This window comes from Streptomyces sp. NPDC056224 (assembly GCF_042267665.1).
In the GTDB taxonomy this organism is placed as follows: Bacteria; Actinomycetota; Actinomycetes; order Streptomycetales; family Streptomycetaceae; genus Streptomyces.
Genome location: NZ_JBHJTK010000009.1, coordinates 211919 through 227572, shown reverse-complemented (window position 1 = coordinate 227572; position 15654 = coordinate 211919). Strand labels below are relative to the sequence as shown.

Below are 15654 nucleotides of genomic sequence, written 5' to 3'. Positions count from 1 at the left end.
TCAACCGCCGGTGGCCCCGGGTCCTGGCCAGGACCCGGGGCCACCGGCGGTTGACAGGGGTTCGGCTGACACGGCCGGCTCAGTGGCCGCGGCCGCTCGCACGGCGGCGCAGGGCGTACGCCGTGCCGCCCGCGGCGGTGAGGAAGAGGGCGGCTCCCACGCCGAGCTCGACCGGGTCCATGCCGGCGACGCTGCCGCCGAGGCCACCGCGGACACCCAGCGTGGAGGAGGTGGCGCCGGTGGCGACGACCGTGGCGACGCCCCTGGCGGGGGCCCGCGTGGAGCTGGTGGTCGGTCTGGCCGTGCCGCCGGCGATCGCAAGGTCGGCCGAGCCGGTCTCCCCGTTGCAGGTGAAGGAGACGGAGTAGACGGCTCCGGGCCTGGCGTCGCGGTCCACCGTGACCCGTACGGTCTGGCCGCGGGCGATGCTCACGGTGTCGAAGACCCCGGAGGAGGCGGTGGAGTAGGCGGCGTCGCAGCCGGTGACGGAGAGCACCGTCTGTCCGCCGGGGGCGACGGTCGAGGGGGTGAGGGCGAAGCCGAACGAGGTGACCTGCTGGGGCTCGGCCGCGGTCGCGGCGGGCGCGCCGAGGGCGCCGAGCGCGAGTACCGCGCTCGTCGCGGCGGCGCTCAGCAGGGCTGTGGCGGAGCTGCGTATCGCACCCATGGTTGATTCTCCGGATCCCCGAGGAGCAGCCGCGGAAGGGTTTCCGCACGTGGGGGGTCGTGCGCCTCGATGTTCGACACGCTAGGTCCGGGGGCGGTCACCCGCGATCAGGAGCGGGCGAATGGGGCACGGCACTGGGCCGAACCGGGGACGGGAGGCCCGTCCCCGGTTTGCCGGATGCCGGAGTGCGACGGCTTTCAACGGATTTCACGTGATGTCAGTGGCATCAGGGCCGGGCGCTCATTCCGTGAGGCCCAGATGCGGGAACTGTGCGAGGAACGGTTCGGCGGTGGCCGCGATGCCCCGCCCGAACGGCGCGTCGAAGTCCCAGATGAGGAACAGCAGGAAGGCGATGAGCGCGCTGAACAGGCCTGCCAGCAGCAGCTCCCGGAACGACCGCCGGATCTGCAGGGTGAAGATCAGACCGACCGTCACCAGGGCCCCGGTGATCAGCCCGAACCACACCACCCCCGGCATGGTGGCCCCGGCGCTCTGGCCGCGCGCACTGCGGGCGTCGTCCGCCACCGCGACCTGGTCGACCAGCGGCTGGTACGCCTGCCCCTCGTGGTCCGTCTGCGGCTCGTAGTCGGTGACGTCCCGGCGGATCCGTTCCAGCAGCTCCCCGCTGCGGTCCGTGAGCTCGCCGCTGTCGGCCATCTCCTGCCACTCCGTGTCCACCACGTACGTCACGTAGGCGTCGACGTCGGACCGGATCTTCTTGCGCACCTCGGCCGGGTAGACCTCGGAGCGGGTGCTGATCTCGTGCAGGGCCTGCGCTTCCTGGCGCACGTACTCCTGGGCGGCACCGCGGCCCTCCCAGACGCCGGCGATCGCCAGGCCCAGGACGATCGCGTAGATCACCCCGATCATCATCGTCATGTACTCGATGACGTCCGGGGTCTCGTTCGGATCGTCGTCCTCGCCGATCCGGCGGTGGTTGAAGAAGGCGATGGACAGCACCACGGCACAGGCCGCGGCCATCGCGAGGGACAGGACGAGCCATTCCGACAAGATGACTCCCAATCGGGTACGGGCGGGACTCGGGCGGCCGGGTCTAGCGCGGGCGCAGTGCGACGATCGCGAGCACCGCGGGCGCCGCGGTCAGCAGGGTGAAGGTCACCGGCGAGACGTGGTGTTCGGCCGGCTTGCGGGCAGGGGCGTGGTAGGCGGGACGGGCCACCGGCCGGGCCGTGGGCGGGGGTTTGGGCGGGGGCGTCACCACGGGGGCGGGTGCCGGTGGGGCGGGCGCCTTGACGACCCGGGGCGGCGCGGGCGCCGGTTTCGGCGGGGCCGGTTCGGGCGCGACGGGCATCGGAACGGGTTTCGGCGCCGGTTCGGGCGGTGGTGGCGGCGGGGGCTTCGGGGGCCGGGTGGGTGCGGGGGGCGGGGCCGGCGTGGGCGGCGGCGTGGGTTCGGGCGGCGGCGTGGGCTTCGGCGGGGGAGTCGGCTTCGGGGGGCACGGCGGGGGAGGCGGCGGCGGGCAGTGGTGCCCGCCGTGATGGCCGCCCCCGTGCCCTCCGCCGTGTCCCCCGCCGTGCCCTCCTCCGTGGTTGCCGCCGTGGCTGTGGTCGCGGCCGCCCTCACGGTGGTCGCGGCCGTGATGTCCGCCACCCGGGCCGGCTCCGCGGCCGCCGCCGGAGGCCGCCGCGACCACCGTGAGGGCGGCCGCGCCGTCGTCGTCGGCGGTCGTCGCATAAGCGCTGCTATCAGCCACGGCCGGCGTGACGGACAAGGCCGCCCACAGCAGGACCGGGACCGCCAGCAGGCGCCTGGCACAGGCTCTGTTCACCCCGGGAGCATGGGCCCGCGCCCGCCCGCGCACGCGAGGGTCGGCCCCGGTTCGCCTGAACGGGTGGAGTGGTGACCAGTGAGGTTTGAGCCAGCCGCGGGCCGACCGTCGGACGCGTGTGAGCGTTCACCGCGCAATTCCCAAAAGGGATGTGTCGGTATCGATCAATCGGCCGGGCGGGGGTGGTGGCCGCCTTTGGTGTGTGACGAAGAACGGATCGCCAATTTCCGCTTTTGCTCGCCTCGTTGGGAAATGATCAGTAGATTCGGCTCGGACAGGAGTCCGACCTCGGACGGACCGCCGCAGGAACAACGCTTGGAGACCCCGATGGAGCGCCCCGCCTGGGCCCCGCCAGGCATCGACATATCGGTGCCGAGCGTGTCCCGCATCTACGATTACTACCTGGGCGGCTCCCACAATTTCGAGGTCGACCGCCAGGCGGCCCGCCGGGCCATGGAATTCATGCCGGGCCTGCCGAAGATCATGCAGGCCAACCGGGCATTCATGCGCCGCGCGGTACGGCACGCCGTCGCCGAGGGCGTCACGCAGTTCCTCGACATCGGCTCCGGCATCCCCACCTTCGGCAATGTCCACGAGATCGCCCAGGCCGCCAGCCCCGAGGCGCAGGTGGTCTACGTCGACCACGATCCGGTGGCCGTGGCCCACAGCCGGGCCGTCCTGGACGGCGACGACCGCAGCGCCGTCGTGGCCGCCGACCTCCGCAAGCCGCGGGACATCCTGGCCGCCCCCGAGGTGGGGCGGCTGCTCGACTTCGACCGCCCGGTCGCCGTCCTGCTCGTCGCCGTCCTGCACTTCCTGGAGGACGCGGACGATCCGTACGCCGCCGTGGCCGAGCTGCGCGACGCCCTGGCCCCCGGCAGCCTGCTGGTCCTCACGCACGCCTCGTTCGAGGGGATCCCGCTCACGGAAGAGGTCGCGAGCGGCGCGGTCGGCGTCTACCGGGACATCCGCAACCCCCTCGTGATGCGCAGCGGGGAGCAGATCCGCCGCTTCTTCGACGGGTTCGAGCTGCTGGAGCCGGGGCTGGTCTCCATGCCCGAGTGGCGGCCGGACGGCCCCGAGGCCGGAGACGACGGCGAGGCCCAGGAGGACCCGTACGCCTTCTCGGGCTTCAGTGGAGTGGGACGCAAGGCGTGAGACTCCCGGCACAGACGGCGGGCGCGCCGGACGCCGCCGCGGCGCCCGCCGAGGCTCCGGAGCCCGGGGCGCCCTCCGGGCCACCGGCGGTTCCCAAGGGCGGCACCGAGGACCGCATCGCCCGCTTCGCGACCATCTGGGGGCGGGCGATCTTCCCGGTCACGGCGACCTCGCTGACGCGCCCCGAGTTCGAACGCCACCTCGTGCCCCTCACCCGGACCCTCGCCGAGGCCCTGCACGCGCGGCCCTTCGACGCGGCCGTCGCCCAGCGGGTGGGGGCGGAGCTCGTCGCCGTGCACTGCACCGACCCCGAGGCGCTGGCCGGCACGCTGGGGGTGGTCGAGTCGTACCTGGTGCTCTACTGCGCCTCGGGCGTGGAGGACACCGAGGAGTACCGGGCCCGCTGTGCCCGTCTGCAGCACGGGATCGCGGCGGGCTTCGCGCGCGCCCTGCGCGAGCGCACCCTCAAGGAGCAGGAGGCCATCGCCCGCTCGGCGCTGACCGCCCGCATCGACGCGCAGCAGGCACTGCACGCGAGCGAGGAACGCTTCCGGGCGGTCTTCGAAGGGGCGGCCGTCGGCATCGGCATCGCCGACCTGGACGGAAACATCCTGGAGGTCAACGACGCGCTGCTGGAGATGTTCGGCGGCCTGGAGGGGCACGTCCGGGGCCGCAAGGTCAGCGAGTGGGGACACCCCGACGACACCCCGCACGTCTGGCGCATGTACGGCGAGCTGGTACGCGGCGAACGCGAGAACTACCGCGTGGAGAAGCCGTACTACCGGCACGACGGCACCGTGCTGTGGACCAACCTGACGGTGTCCCTGCTCCGCGACGCCGAGGGGGTGCCCCAGTACCAGCTGGCGCTGATGGAGGACACCACCGAACGCCGGCTGCTGAACCTGCGCCTGCGCTACGAGGCCACGCACGACGCCCTGACCGGTCTGCCCAACCGGACGCTGTTCTTCGAGCGGCTGGAGAAGGCCCTCAGCGGGGCCGGGGGCAGCCACTTCGGCCTGTGCTACCTGGATCTCGACGGTTTCAAGACGGTCAACGACAGTCTCGGCCACTCGGCGGGCGACCGGCTTCTGGTCGAGGTCGCCGACCGGCTGCAGAGCTGTGCGACGGGGCCCGGCGAGGTCGTCGCCCGGCTCGGCGGCGACGAGTTCGTCGCCCTGACCACCGGCTCCGACATCGAACACAAGGTGACCGACCTCGCCGTCCGCATCCTGTCTGCCCTCTCCACGCCGATCCGGCTGGAGGGCCGCGAGCTGTCGGTCCGGGGCAGCATCGGCATCGTCGAGGGTCCGGCCGGGGAGCGCACCCCCGCGGAGGTGCTGCGCAGCGCCGACATCACGATGTACCGGGCCAAGGCGGCCGGCGGCAACCGCTTCGAGTTCGCCGACGCCGAGGCCGACGCCCGGGCCATCACCCGGCACGGACTGACCAACGCCCTGCCGGCGGCGCTGGAGCGCGGCGAGTTCTTCATCGAGTACCAGCCGCTGGTCCACATGCACGACGGCAGCGTGCACGGCGCGGAGGCACTGGTGCGCTGGTCGCACCCGCAGTACGGGGTGCTCGGCCCGGACCGCTTCATCCCGCTCGCCGAACGGACCGGACTGATCGTGCCGCTCGGCCGCTGGGTCCTCGAGGAGGCGGTCCGCCAGGCCCGCAACTGGCAGCGCCAGCACGGCGGCTCGGCCCTGCGGATCAACGTCAACCTCTCGCCGACCCAGCTGCACCATCCCGGCCTGGTCGCCGACACCGTCGCCGTGCTGGAGAAGTCGGGCCTCGCCCCCGGCGCACTGTGCCTGGAGGTCACCGAGTCGGCCCTGATAGGCGCCGACGACGAACTCCTCGAGCCGCTGCGCCGGCTCGCGGCCCTCGGCGTCGACATCGCCCTCGACGACTTCGGCACCGGCTACTCGAACCTGGCCAACCTGCGCCGCCTCCCGGTGAGTGTCCTGAAGCTGGACCGCTCCTTCACCCAGGGGATGCAGCAGATCCCGGCCAACCCCGTCGACGTCAAGATCGTGGAGGGGATCGTCGCGCTGGCCCACAGCCTCGAACTCGCCGTCACCGTCGAAGGTGTGGAGACCGGCGCCCAGGCCGCCCAGCTGCGCGCCCTCGGCTGCGACACCGCCCAGGGCTGGTACTACGCCCGCCCCGGATCCCCCGACCGCATCCACACCCTCTCCCTCTCGGACGCGGTGCCCTCCCCCTGACCCCCACCCGGGGGTCAGGCCAGCCCGGCCTCGGTGCCGCGGCCGGGCTCGCGCACGGCTGCCAGGACCCGCTCGTGCCGCCCGACGGTGTCGGCCAGTACGTGGGCGGCCGCCGGCAGCCGCTCGGCCTCGTAGGCGTCGAGCACGCCGTCCGCGGCCGGGTCGGTCAGGGCGGCGGCCAGCGCGAGGCCGAGCGCCGCCGCGTCCTGCACCCCGGTGTTCATGCCGAGGCCGCCGGCTATGGGATGGACGTGCGCCGCGTCCCCGGCGAGGAAGACCCGGCCCTCGCGCATCCGGGCGGCCATGCGGACATTGACCCGCCAGGCCGAGAGCCAGGTGGGATCCGCCAGCCGGATCCCCGGAACCCGGGCGTGCCGGTCGAAGAGCCGCTGGAAGCTCTCCAGCGAGGGAGGCAGCGGCTCGCCGTCCTCCCCGGGTTCGGGTGAGGCCTGCAGCTGGAAGACGTCCGTCGCCGGTATCGGGCAGAGCAGCATTCCCCCGCCGTCCGAGGTGAACCACTGGTGCCAGTGGTCCCGGCTCAGCCCCGGCGCCCTGACGTCACCGATCACCATCGTCTCCGTCGCGTCCGTGCGTCCCTCGAAGGGGATCCCGAGGAGTTTGCGGACGGAGCTGTGGCCGCCGTCGCACCCCGCGGCGTAGCCGGCACGGACCGAACGGCCGTCCGCCAGCTCCGCGGTGACCCCGGCCGCGTCCTGCGTGATGCCGACGACCCGGGCCCGGTACTCGACCCGGACGCCCAGGCCGGCGAGCCGCTCGCGGAGAGCCTCTTCGACCTGCCACTGGCCGATCAGGAGGCCGTCGCCGGACGGTGTGTCTTTGATGTGGGCGCCGTCGAAGTACTTGCGCAGGACCACGCCCCGGGTGCCGATGGCGGACATCCGCTCCGCGGCACCGAGCCGGGCGAAGACCTCCAGGCTGCCCGGAGTGAGGCCCTTGCCCCGCGACTCGCGGTGGGGTCCGGAACGTCCGTCGAGGACGCGGACGGCGATCCCGCGGAGGGTCAGGTCACAGGCCAGGGTGAGTCCGGTGGGGCCGGAGCCCACGATCAGAACGCCGGTCATCGGGAGTCCTCTCTCGTCGTCGTCTCGCTGTCGGTCTCGCTGTCGTGTCTCAAGGAAAGCGGGTCGGGCGAGAAAAAGCAACCCGGTTAGAAAAGTAACTGAGTGCAAAAAGTAACTCGGTCACATGTGTGTGCTAGGGTGGGAGCCATGGACAACACGACGGGTCTGCGCGAGAACAAGAAGCTCCGTACGCGTCACCGACTGGCGGCCACGGCGCTGGAACTCTTCCTGGAGCGGGGCTTCGACGCGGTATCGGTGGCGGACGTCGCCGCCGCGGCGGAGGTCTCCAAGCCCACGCTGTTCCGGTACTTCCCGAGCAAGGAGGACCTGGTGCTGGACCGGTTCGCCGACCATCAGGACGAGGCGGCGCGCGTCGTGCGCGACCGGCCGGCCGGCCAGGGTCCGGTCGCGGCGGTGCACGCGCACTTCCTGGAAGCCCTCGACCGACGGGACCCGATCACCGGGCTCTGTGACCATCCGTCCGTCCTCTCCTTCCAGCGGCTGGTCTACTCCACCGCGAGTCTGGAGTCGCGCCTCGCCCTCTACACCGCCCGCGAGGTGGAACTGCTCGCCGCGGTCCTCGAAGCCGAGTCGGCCACGCCGCTGACCGCCCGGCTGGCCGCGCTGCACCTGGTGGCCGTCCGCCACGAGCTGGGCCGGGAGAACTGGCGTCGCATCGACTCCGGGCAGGGCGCCGACCAGGCCTTCCCGGCGGCCGTGGCCGACGCGGACGCGGCCTTCGGGATGCTGTCCGGCGGGCTCGACCAGGTCCTGCCGATAGCCACCGCCTGACCGCGCCTGACCGCACCTGACCCCGCCTGGTCGCCCCTGACAGCCCCGGTCAGCCCACCAGGATGCGCTGCAGCTCGCGCGCCGCCCGCGGGGGAGCCACATCGGTGCGGTGGGCCAGAGCGATCGTGCGGCGCAGCGGGGAGCCCGCCAAGGGGGTCGCCCGCAGGCCGGGACCGGCGCGGTCCACCACCATCGCCGGTACCACCGCGATGCCCAGACCCGCCCGGACGAAGCCCAGGACCGCGTCCATCTCGCCGCCCTCCACGGTGAAGACCGGCTCGAAACCCTCCGCGCGGCAGGCCGTCACGGTCAGCTCCCGCAGGTCGTACCCGTGGCGGAACATCACCATCGGCTCGTCGCGCAGCCCGGAGATGCTCAGTGGCCCCCCGTCGCCCGGCGGCGGCAGCTCCGCGGAGGAGACCACCACCAGGTCCTCCGTCAGCAGCTCCACCGTCGTCAGCGCCGGAGCCGAGGGCGGCAGCGGCAGGGCGATCAGGGCCAGGTCCAGGGCCCCGCGTGCCAGTTCCCGTACGAGGTCGAGCGAACCGCTCTCCTCGATCACCAGCTCGATCCCGGGGTGTGCGGTGTGGAAGGTACGCAGCACGTCCGGCAGCAGGCCCGTGCACACGCTCGGAGTGGCCCCCAGCCGCACCCGTCCGCGCCGCAGCTGCGCCAGCTCCTGCACCTCGAGCCGTGCGGTGTCCGCGTCCGCCAGGATCCGCCGGGCCAGCGGCAGCAGCGTCTCACCCGCCTCGGTCAGCGCGATGTTGCCCCGCGCCCGGCTGAAGAGCTCCGCCCCCAGCTCCCGCTCCAACGCCTTGATCTGCTGCGAGAGCGACGGCTGTGCCACGTGCTCGCGCTCCGCGGCCCGAGTGAAGTGCCGGGTCTCGGCGACGGCCACGAAGTACGCCAGCTGCTGAAACTGCATAGGCAATGTCTATCAAGATGACCGACATCATGTCTTGGACCTTTCGGGTCCTTCGTCTCTACCGTCGAACCCATGGCTCTGGCAACGCGTACCCGGACCCGGACAGGCGGCTCCGCCGTATCGACGCTCTGGGACTCCACCATCGGGAAGAAGACCGTCATGGCGGTCTCCGGACTGATCATGCTCGGCTACCTCGTCGTCCACATGCTGGGCAACCTCAAGATCTTCTTCGGCCCGGGAGACTTCAACGACTACGCCCACTGGCTGAGGCACATGGGCGAGCCCTTCCTGCACAGCCACTGGGGCCTGTGGGCCGCCCGGGTGGTCCTGCTCGCAGCGGTCGTCGCCCACGCCGTGTCCGCGTACCAGCTCAGCCGCCGCGACATCAAGGCCCGCCCGGTGAAGTACGCGCACAAGCGCCGCCGCGCGAGCTACGCCACCCGCACCATGCGCTGGGGCGGGATCATCCTCGCCCTGTTCATCGTCTGGCACGTGCTCGACCTGACCACGCTCACCGTCAACGAACGCGCCTGGGCCGGCCACCCGTACGAGAACGTCCTCGCCACCTTCTCCACCTGGTACGGCAACACGATCTACATCGTGGCGATGGCCGCGCTCGGCCTGCACGTCCGGCACGGCTTCTGGAGCGCCGCGCAGACCCTCGGCGCCGGCAACGCCCGCCGCGACCGGACCCTGAAGTTCCTGGCCAACGCCCTGGCCCTCGTCCTCTTCGCGGGCTTCGTGTCCGTCCCCGTCGCCGTCATGACCGGAGTGGTGAACTGACCGTGAGCGACCGCATGAACGACTACGCCAGCTACACCACCGGCGGGCCGCTCGCCGACACCAAGGCACCCGGGGGCCCGATCGCGGAGCGCTGGGACCGCCGCCGCTTCGAGGCCAGGCTCGTCAACCCGGCCAACCGGCGCAAGCACACCGTCATCGTCGTCGGCACCGGCCTGGCCGGTGGCGCGGCCGGCGCCACCCTCGCCGAACAGGGCTACCACGTCGTCCAGTTCTGCTTCTCCGACTCCCCGCGCCGCGCCCACTCCATCGCCGCCCAGGGCGGCATCAACGCCGCGAAGAACTACCGCAACGACGGCGACTCGGTGCACCGCCTCTTCTACGACACCGTCAAGGGCGGGGACTTCCGCGCCCGCGAGTCCAACGTCCACCGGCTCGCCCAGATCTCGGTGGAGATCATCGACCAGTGCGTGGCCCAGGGGGTCCCCTTCGCCCGCGAGTACGGCGGCCTCCTCGACACCCGCTCCTTCGGCGGCGTCCAGGTCTCCCGTACCTTCTACGCCCGCGGCCAGACGGGCCAGCAGCTCCTCCTCGGCGCCTACCAGGCCCTGTCCCGGCAGATCGCCGCCGGCAACGTCGAGATGCACGCCCGCACCGAGATGCTCGACCTGATCACGGTCGACGGCGTGGCCCGCGGCATCGTGGCCCGCGACCTGGTCACCGGCGAGATCTCCACCCACTACGCCGACGCGGTGGTGCTGGCGAGCGGCGGCTACGGCAACGTCTTCTACCTCTCCACCAACGCCATGAACTCCAACGCGACCGCCGTCTGGCGGGCGCACCGGCGCGGCGCCTACTTCGCCAATCCCTGCTTCACCCAGATCCACCCCACCTGCATCCCGCGGACCGGCGACCACCAGTCCAAGCTCACGCTGATGAGCGAGTCCCTGCGCAACGACGGCCGCATCTGGGTCCCCAGGGCCAAGGGCGACACCCGCCCCGCGGCCGACATCCCCGAGGCGGAGCGCGACTACTACCTGGAGCGGATCTACCCCTCCTTCGGCAACCTCGTCCCCCGCGACATCGCCTCCCGAGCTGCCAAGAACGTCTGCGACGAAGGACGCGGCGTCGGCCCCGGCGGACAGGGCGTCTACCTCGACTTCGCCGACGCCATCCGCCGCATGGGCCGGGACAAGGTCGCCGAGAAGTACGGCAACCTCTTCGAGATGTACGAGCGGATCACCGCGGAGAACCCGTACGAGGTCCCCATGCGGATCTACCCGGCCGTGCACTACACGATGGGCGGCCTGTGGGTCGACTACGACCTCCAGACCACCGTCCCCGGCCTCTTCGCGATCGGCGAGGCCAACTTCTCCGACCACGGCGCGAACCGCCTCGGCGCCTCCGCCCTCATGCAGGGGCTCGGCGACGGCTACTTCGTCCTCCCCTCCACCATCAACGACTACCTCGCCCGTCACCCGCACCACGACGAGATCGACGACAGCCACCCCGAGGCCGCGGCCGCCGTCCGCGAGACCCGCGACTGCCTCGCGAAGCTGCTCGCCGTCGACGGCGACCGCACCCCTGACTCCTTCCACCGTGAGATCGGCGAACTCATGTGGGAGTACTGCGGGATGGCCCGCACCGAAACCGGTCTGCGCAAGGCACTCGCCCGGATCCCGGAGATCCGGGAGGAGTTCTGGCGGCGCATCAAGGTCCCGGGCAGCGGCCAGGAGTTCAACCAGTCGCTGGAGAAGGCCAACCGCATCGTCGACTACCTCGAACTCGCCGAGCTGATGTGCCTCGACGCCCTGCACCGCGCCGAGTCCTGCGGCGGCCACTTCCGGGAGGAATCCCAGACCCCCGACGGCGAAGCCGCCCGCCGCGACGAGGAGTTCGGCTACGCGGCCGCCTGGGAGTACCAGGGCACCGGCGCCGCCCCCGTCCTCCACAAGGAAGACCTCGTCTTCGAGTACGTCCACCCCACCCAGCGGAGCTACGCATGAAGCTCACCCTGCGCGTCTGGCGCCAGCAGAACGCCGACGCCCCCGGCGCCATGGCCTCCTACGAGGTCGACGGCATTTCTAAGGACATGTCCTTCCTGGAGATGCTCGACACCCTCAACGAGGACCTCATCCTGCGCGGCGAGGACCCGGTCGCCTTCGACCACGACTGCCGCGAGGGCATCTGCGGCGCGTGCAGCCTCGTCATCAACGGCGACGCCCACGGCCCGGAACGCACCACCACCTGCCAGCTCCACATGCGCTCCTTCGCGGACGGCGACACCATCGACGTCGAACCCTGGCGGGCCGCGGCCTTCCCGGTGGTCAAGGACCTCGTCGTCGACCGCGGCGCCTTCGACCGGATCATCCAGGCCGGCGGCTACATCACGGCCCCCACCGGATCCGCACCCGAGGCGCACGCCACCGCCGTACCCAAGGCCGACGCCGACTTCGCCTTCGAGCACGCCGAGTGCATCGGCTGCGGTGCCTGCGTGGCGGCCTGCCCCAACGGTTCCGCGATGCTCTTCACCTCGGCCAAGGTCAACCACCTGGGCGTCCTCCCGCAGGGCTCGCCGGAGCGCGAGACCCGTGTGCTCGACATGGTGGCCCGGATGGACGAGGAGGGCTTCGGCGGCTGCACCCTGACCGGCGAGTGCGCCACGGCCTGCCCCAAGGGCATCCCGCTGCCGTCGATCGCCGCGATGAACAAGGAGTGGCTGCGGGCGGTGCGCAAGGGCTGACCTGCCGCCTGCCGCCTGCCGCCTGCCGCCTGCCGCCTGCCGCCTGCCGCCTGCCGTCTGCCGTCTGCCGCCCGGCCTTGGCCCTCGGCTCTCGGTCCCAGGCCCAGGCCCAGGCCCGCCCCAGGCCCCGCCCGGGCCTGGGCCGATCGGCTGACCCGCTGCGCCGACCGGGCGCTCATCCCGGCCCCGGCCCGCGCCGTGTCCCGGCCGCGCAGGACCGTGGCGGACAGTGACCGCATGCCAGAAGCCCCCGCCGGGCCCGGACCGCGCCGCCGTGCCGTGCTGGCCGCCGCCCTCTCCCCGCTCGCGGCGGCCGGCTGTTCCACGGACGACCACCCCCGCGGCCCCGCCGCGGGCGCGCAGCCCGTGCCCAAGGACGCCCTGGTCATGGTGATCCGGCACGCGGAGAAGCCGTACGCCGGTGACACGGGCCGGGACGAGGAGGGCGAGGACGACCCCGGCTCCCTGGCCGGGCGCGGCTGGCGCCGGGCCGACGAGCTGCCGCGGCTCTTCCCGCCCGCCAAAGGCTCCTCGCTGCCCCGCCCCGCCGCCGTCTTCGCGGCCGGCGGCAAGGTCGCCGCCCCCGCCCGGTGCAAGCAGACCGTGGCGGCCCTGGCCACCGCACTGCGCACCCCCGTCCGTGCCGACATCGCCGTCGGCGCCGAACCCGCCCTCGCCCAGGCCGTGCTGGCCGGCCCGGTGCCCGCACTCGTCTGCTGGGAGCACACCGGCATCCCCCGCCTGGTCCGCGCCCTCGGCGCCGACGAGGTGCCCGGCGTCCCCGCGACCTGGCCCGACCGCCACGACCTCGTCTGGCAGTTCACCCGCAGCCGGGGCCGGTGGAGTTTCCGCGAACTGCCGCAGCACCTGCTGCCGGGCGATGCGTGAACCTGCGACAAGCACTCCGTGCGAAAAGGCTCATCGCGTTCGCCGAGTACGGTCGTTCCCCCACCGGGGGAGGGCCGCTCCTCGTCCGCCGGGCCCACGGCGCTCACCGTGTCAGGGCGTCCGCGGGACCTTCCCCAGTGCCCGTGCCACATAGGCTGCCGTCCGGCTGCCCGTGGTGCGGGCCACCTCCGCCGGGGTTCCCGCCGCCACGATCCGGCCGCCTTCCGTGCCACCGCCCGGGCCCAGGTCGATGACCCAGTCCGCGCCCGCCACCACGCCCATGTCGTGCTCCACGACCACCACCGAGTGCCCCGCGTCCACCAGCCCGTGCAACTGCCGCATCAGCACCTGCACATCGGCCGGATGCAGCCCGGTCGTCGGCTCGTCCAGCAGGTACAGCGTGTGGTCCCGGCGCAGCCTCTGCAGTTCCGTGGCGAGCTTGATCCGCTGCGCCTCGCCGCCCGACAACTCGGTGGCCGGCTGCCCCAGCCGCAGGTAGCCCAGCCCGATGTCCTCCAGCGCCCGCAGGCTGCGAGCCGCCGCCGGGACCTCCGCGAAGAACCCGGCCGCCGACTCCACCGTCAGCGCCAGCACCTCCGCGATGTTCAGGCCCGCGTACCGGACCTCAAGGGTCTCGGGGTCGTACCGGGCGCCCCCGCACCGCGGGCACGGGGCGTACGTGCTCGGCAGGAACAGCAGCTCCACCGAGACGAAGCCCTCGCCCTGGCACGTCTCGCACCGGCCGCCCGCCACGTTGAAGGAGAACCGGCCCGCCTTCCAGCCCCGCGCCCTGGCCTCCGGCGCCGCCGTGAACAGCCTGCGCACCACGTCGAACAGGCCCGTGTACGTGGCCAGGTTGGACCGGGGGGTGCGGCCGATCGGCTTCTGGTCGACCTCCACCAGCCGCCGTACGGGGAAGCCCGGATCCGCGAGGCGCCCTTCGACCTCCCGGGCCAGCGCCTGGCCCACCAGCGTGGACTTCCCCGACCCCGACACCCCGGTCACCGCCGTGAACACGCCCAGCGGGAACTCTGCGCTCACACCACGGAGGTTGTGCCGGTGGACGCCGCTGAGCCGCACCGCCCCGGTGGCCCTGCGCACCGGGCGGGGGGCGGCAGCAGGCTCCCGCACCGCGAACAGGTGCCGGGCCGTCGCCGACTCCGCCACACCGGCCAGCGACTCCGGCCTCCCGCTGTAGAGCACCCGGCCGCCGTGCTCCCCGGCCAGCGGTCCCACGTCCACCAGCCAGTCGGCGTGCCGTGCCACGTCCAGATCGTGTTCCACGACGAACACCGTGTTCCCGGCCGCCTTCAGCCGGTCCAGTACGCCGAGCAGCGCCTCGGTGTCGGCCGGATGCAGCCCCGCCGACGGTTCGTCCAGTACGTACACCACCCCGAACAGTCCCGACCGCAGCTGTGTCGCCAGCCGCAACCGCTGGAGCTCGCCCGTGGACAGGGTGGGCGCGGCGCGGTCCAGGCTCAGATAGCCGAGCCCCAGCTCGACGACGGGGCCGATCCGCGAGCGCAGGTCCTCCGCGAGCACCCGCGCCGCTTCCCCGCCCGCCGCTTCCCCGCCCGCCGCTTCCCCGCCCGGCGCCCCCTCGCCCGCTTCCCCGCGCGGGTCCGGGGCCCCCGTCGCACCGGCCAGTACGCGGTCCAGGTCGGTCAGCGCCATCGCCGCCAGCTCGGCGATGCCGTACCCGGCGAACGTCACCGCCAGGGCTTCCGGCCGCAGCCGCCGCCCTTCGCACACCGGGCAGGGGGAGTCGGTGAGGAAACTCTCCGCACGGGCCCGCAGGGAGGTGCTCTTGCTGTCGGAGAACGTCCGCATCACGTAGCGGTGGGCGCTCATGTACGTTCCCTGGTACGGCCGTTGGATCCGGTCGGCCTCCCGCACCGGGTGCACGGTCACCACCGGCTGCTCCTCGGTGAACAGGATCCACTCGCGGTCCTTCGCCGGCAGCTCCCGCCAGGGCCGGTCCACGTCATGACCCAGCGCCTCCAGGATGTCCCGCAGGTTCTTGCCCTGCCAGGCACCCGGCCAGGCGGCGATGGCGCCCTGACGGATCGACAGGCCCGGATCGGGAACGAGGAGTGCCTCGCTGGTGTGGTGGATCCGGCCGAGTCCGTGGCACGAAGGGCAGGCTCCGGCAGCGGTGTTGGGGGAGAAGGCGTCGGAGTCGAGCCGCGCGGCACCCGGCGGGTAGGTCCCGGCCCGCGAGTAGAGCATCCGCAGCGAATTGGACAGCAGGGTGACGGTCCCGACCGAGGAGCGCGAGCCCGGGGAGGAACGGCGCTGTTCCAGCGAGACGGCGGGCGGCAGCCCCGTGATCGAGTCCACCTTCGGGGCGCCGATCTGATGGATGAGCCGGCGGGCGTACGGGGCCACGGACTCGAAGTACCGGCGCTGGGCCTCGGCGTAGATCGTGCCGAACGCGAGCGAGCTCTTGCCGGAGCCGGAGACCCCGGTGAACACGGTCAGCGCGTCGCGCGGGATGTCCACGTCGACGCCGCGCAGGTTGTGCTCGCGGGCTCCCCGGACGCGTACGTGCGCGTCACGGCCGTCGGCGTCACGGGCGTCGGCGTCACGGCCGTCGGTGTCACGGGCGGAAGGGGCAGGATCGGCGGGCTGGTGCATTCGT

General features: G+C 72.7%; 13 protein-coding genes. 7 read left to right on the top strand and 6 right to left on the bottom strand.

The window, feature by feature from the left end; all coding sequences use genetic code 11:
- Positions 1 to 79: 79 nt before the first annotated feature.
- The 3 genes from ACFCZ1_RS15345 to ACFCZ1_RS15335 form a co-directional block, all read right to left on the bottom strand.
- Complete coding sequence (locus ACFCZ1_RS15345; RefSeq protein WP_376678760.1) at positions 80 to 667, bottom strand: hypothetical protein; 588 nt, start codon at positions 665 to 667, stop codon at positions 80 to 82.
- A 240-nt stretch (positions 668 to 907) separates the two neighbouring features.
- On the bottom strand, positions 908 to 1678 hold the full coding sequence (locus tag ACFCZ1_RS15340; protein ID WP_376678759.1) for a hypothetical protein: 771 nt from the start codon (positions 1676 to 1678) through the stop codon (positions 908 to 910).
- Positions 1679 to 1721: 43 nt separating this feature from the next.
- Complete coding sequence (locus tag ACFCZ1_RS15335; protein ID WP_376678758.1) at positions 1722 to 1979, bottom strand: hypothetical protein; 258 nt, start codon at positions 1977 to 1979, stop codon at positions 1722 to 1724.
- Between the two features lie 804 nt (positions 1980 to 2783).
- Here ACFCZ1_RS15335 and ACFCZ1_RS15330 point away from each other — a divergent pair.
- Both ACFCZ1_RS15330 and ACFCZ1_RS15325 read left to right on the top strand, forming a co-directional pair.
- Positions 2784 to 3614 (top strand): SAM-dependent methyltransferase, encoded by an 831-nt coding sequence (locus ACFCZ1_RS15330; RefSeq protein ID WP_376678768.1) that lies wholly within the window; start codon positions 2784 to 2786, stop codon positions 3612 to 3614.
- A gap of 116 nt (positions 3615 to 3730) precedes the next feature.
- Positions 3731 to 5839, top strand: a complete 2109-nt coding sequence (locus ACFCZ1_RS15325; protein ID WP_376678767.1) for a putative bifunctional diguanylate cyclase/phosphodiesterase — start codon at positions 3731 to 3733, stop codon at positions 5837 to 5839.
- A 14-nt stretch (positions 5840 to 5853) separates the two neighbouring features.
- On the opposite strand, the gene ACFCZ1_RS15320 is transcribed toward ACFCZ1_RS15325, so the two are convergent.
- A complete protein-coding gene (locus tag ACFCZ1_RS15320; protein ID WP_376678757.1) occupies positions 5854 to 6921 on the bottom strand; it encodes an FAD-dependent monooxygenase in 1068 nt (355 codons plus the stop codon).
- A gap of 147 nt (positions 6922 to 7068) precedes the next feature.
- Here ACFCZ1_RS15320 and ACFCZ1_RS15315 point away from each other — a divergent pair, with 147 nt between their 5' ends.
- Entirely contained in the window at positions 7069 to 7713 is a 645-nt protein-coding gene (locus ACFCZ1_RS15315; RefSeq protein WP_376678756.1) for a TetR/AcrR family transcriptional regulator, read from the top strand.
- A 49-nt stretch (positions 7714 to 7762) separates the two neighbouring features.
- Here the strand turns inward: ACFCZ1_RS15315 and ACFCZ1_RS15310 are convergent, their stop codons facing one another.
- Positions 7763 to 8641, bottom strand: a complete 879-nt coding sequence (locus ACFCZ1_RS15310) for a LysR family transcriptional regulator (protein ID WP_376678755.1) — start codon at positions 8639 to 8641, stop codon at positions 7763 to 7765.
- 72 nt (positions 8642 to 8713) lie between these two features.
- Between ACFCZ1_RS15310 and ACFCZ1_RS15305 the strand changes: the two genes are divergently transcribed.
- The 4 genes from ACFCZ1_RS15305 to ACFCZ1_RS15290 all read left to right on the top strand — a co-directional run bounded on the left by ACFCZ1_RS15305 (position 8714) and on the right by ACFCZ1_RS15290 (position 13013).
- Positions 8714 to 9424 (top strand): succinate dehydrogenase, encoded by a 711-nt coding sequence (locus ACFCZ1_RS15305; RefSeq protein WP_376678754.1) that lies wholly within the window; start codon positions 8714 to 8716, stop codon positions 9422 to 9424.
- A gap of 14 nt (positions 9425 to 9438) precedes the next feature.
- Positions 9439 to 11388, top strand: coding sequence for a fumarate reductase/succinate dehydrogenase flavoprotein subunit (locus tag ACFCZ1_RS15300; RefSeq protein WP_376678766.1), 1950 nt, complete (start codon positions 9439 to 9441; stop codon positions 11386 to 11388).
- Positions 11385 to 12125, top strand: a complete 741-nt coding sequence (locus ACFCZ1_RS15295; RefSeq protein ID WP_376678753.1) for a succinate dehydrogenase/fumarate reductase iron-sulfur subunit — start codon at positions 11385 to 11387, stop codon at positions 12123 to 12125. The genes ACFCZ1_RS15300 and ACFCZ1_RS15295 overlap by 4 nt, the downstream gene beginning before the upstream one ends.
- A gap of 237 nt (positions 12126 to 12362) precedes the next feature.
- Positions 12363 to 13013 carry a hypothetical protein gene (locus ACFCZ1_RS15290; protein WP_376678752.1) on the top strand — a complete coding sequence of 217 codons (651 nt, stop codon included), beginning with the start codon at positions 12363 to 12365 and terminating at the stop codon, positions 13011 to 13013.
- Between the two features lie 111 nt (positions 13014 to 13124).
- Here the strand turns inward: ACFCZ1_RS15290 and ACFCZ1_RS15285 are convergent, their stop codons facing one another.
- A complete protein-coding gene (locus tag ACFCZ1_RS15285; RefSeq protein WP_376678751.1) occupies positions 13125 to 15650 on the bottom strand; it encodes an ABC transporter in 2526 nt (841 codons plus the stop codon).
- Positions 15651 to 15654: the final 4 nt, after the last annotated feature.

Coding starts and splice junctions, on each gene's coding strand:
- ACFCZ1_RS15345 (WP_376678760.1), bottom strand. CDS start 667: ATGGGTGCGATACGCAGCTCCGCCACAGCCCTGCTGAGCGCCGCCGCG.
- ACFCZ1_RS15335 (WP_376678758.1), bottom strand. CDS start 1,979: ATGCCCGTCGCGCCCGAACCGGCCCCGCCGAAACCGGCGCCCGCGCCG.
- ACFCZ1_RS15330 (WP_376678768.1), top strand. CDS start 2,784: ATGGAGCGCCCCGCCTGGGCCCCGCCAGGCATCGACATATCGGTGCCG.
- ACFCZ1_RS15320 (WP_376678757.1), bottom strand. CDS start 6,921: ATGACCGGCGTTCTGATCGTGGGCTCCGGCCCCACCGGACTCACCCTG.
- ACFCZ1_RS15315 (WP_376678756.1), top strand. CDS start 7,069: ATGGACAACACGACGGGTCTGCGCGAGAACAAGAAGCTCCGTACGCGT.
- ACFCZ1_RS15310 (WP_376678755.1), bottom strand. CDS start 8,641: ATGCAGTTTCAGCAGCTGGCGTACTTCGTGGCCGTCGCCGAGACCCGG.
- ACFCZ1_RS15305 (WP_376678754.1), top strand. CDS start 8,714: ATGGCTCTGGCAACGCGTACCCGGACCCGGACAGGCGGCTCCGCCGTA.
- ACFCZ1_RS15300 (WP_376678766.1), top strand. CDS start 9,439: ATGAACGACTACGCCAGCTACACCACCGGCGGGCCGCTCGCCGACACC.
- ACFCZ1_RS15295 (WP_376678753.1), top strand. CDS start 11,385: ATGAAGCTCACCCTGCGCGTCTGGCGCCAGCAGAACGCCGACGCCCCC.
- ACFCZ1_RS15290 (WP_376678752.1), top strand. CDS start 12,363: ATGCCAGAAGCCCCCGCCGGGCCCGGACCGCGCCGCCGTGCCGTGCTG.
- ACFCZ1_RS15285 (WP_376678751.1), bottom strand. CDS start 15,650: ATGCACCAGCCCGCCGATCCTGCCCCTTCCGCCCGTGACACCGACGGC.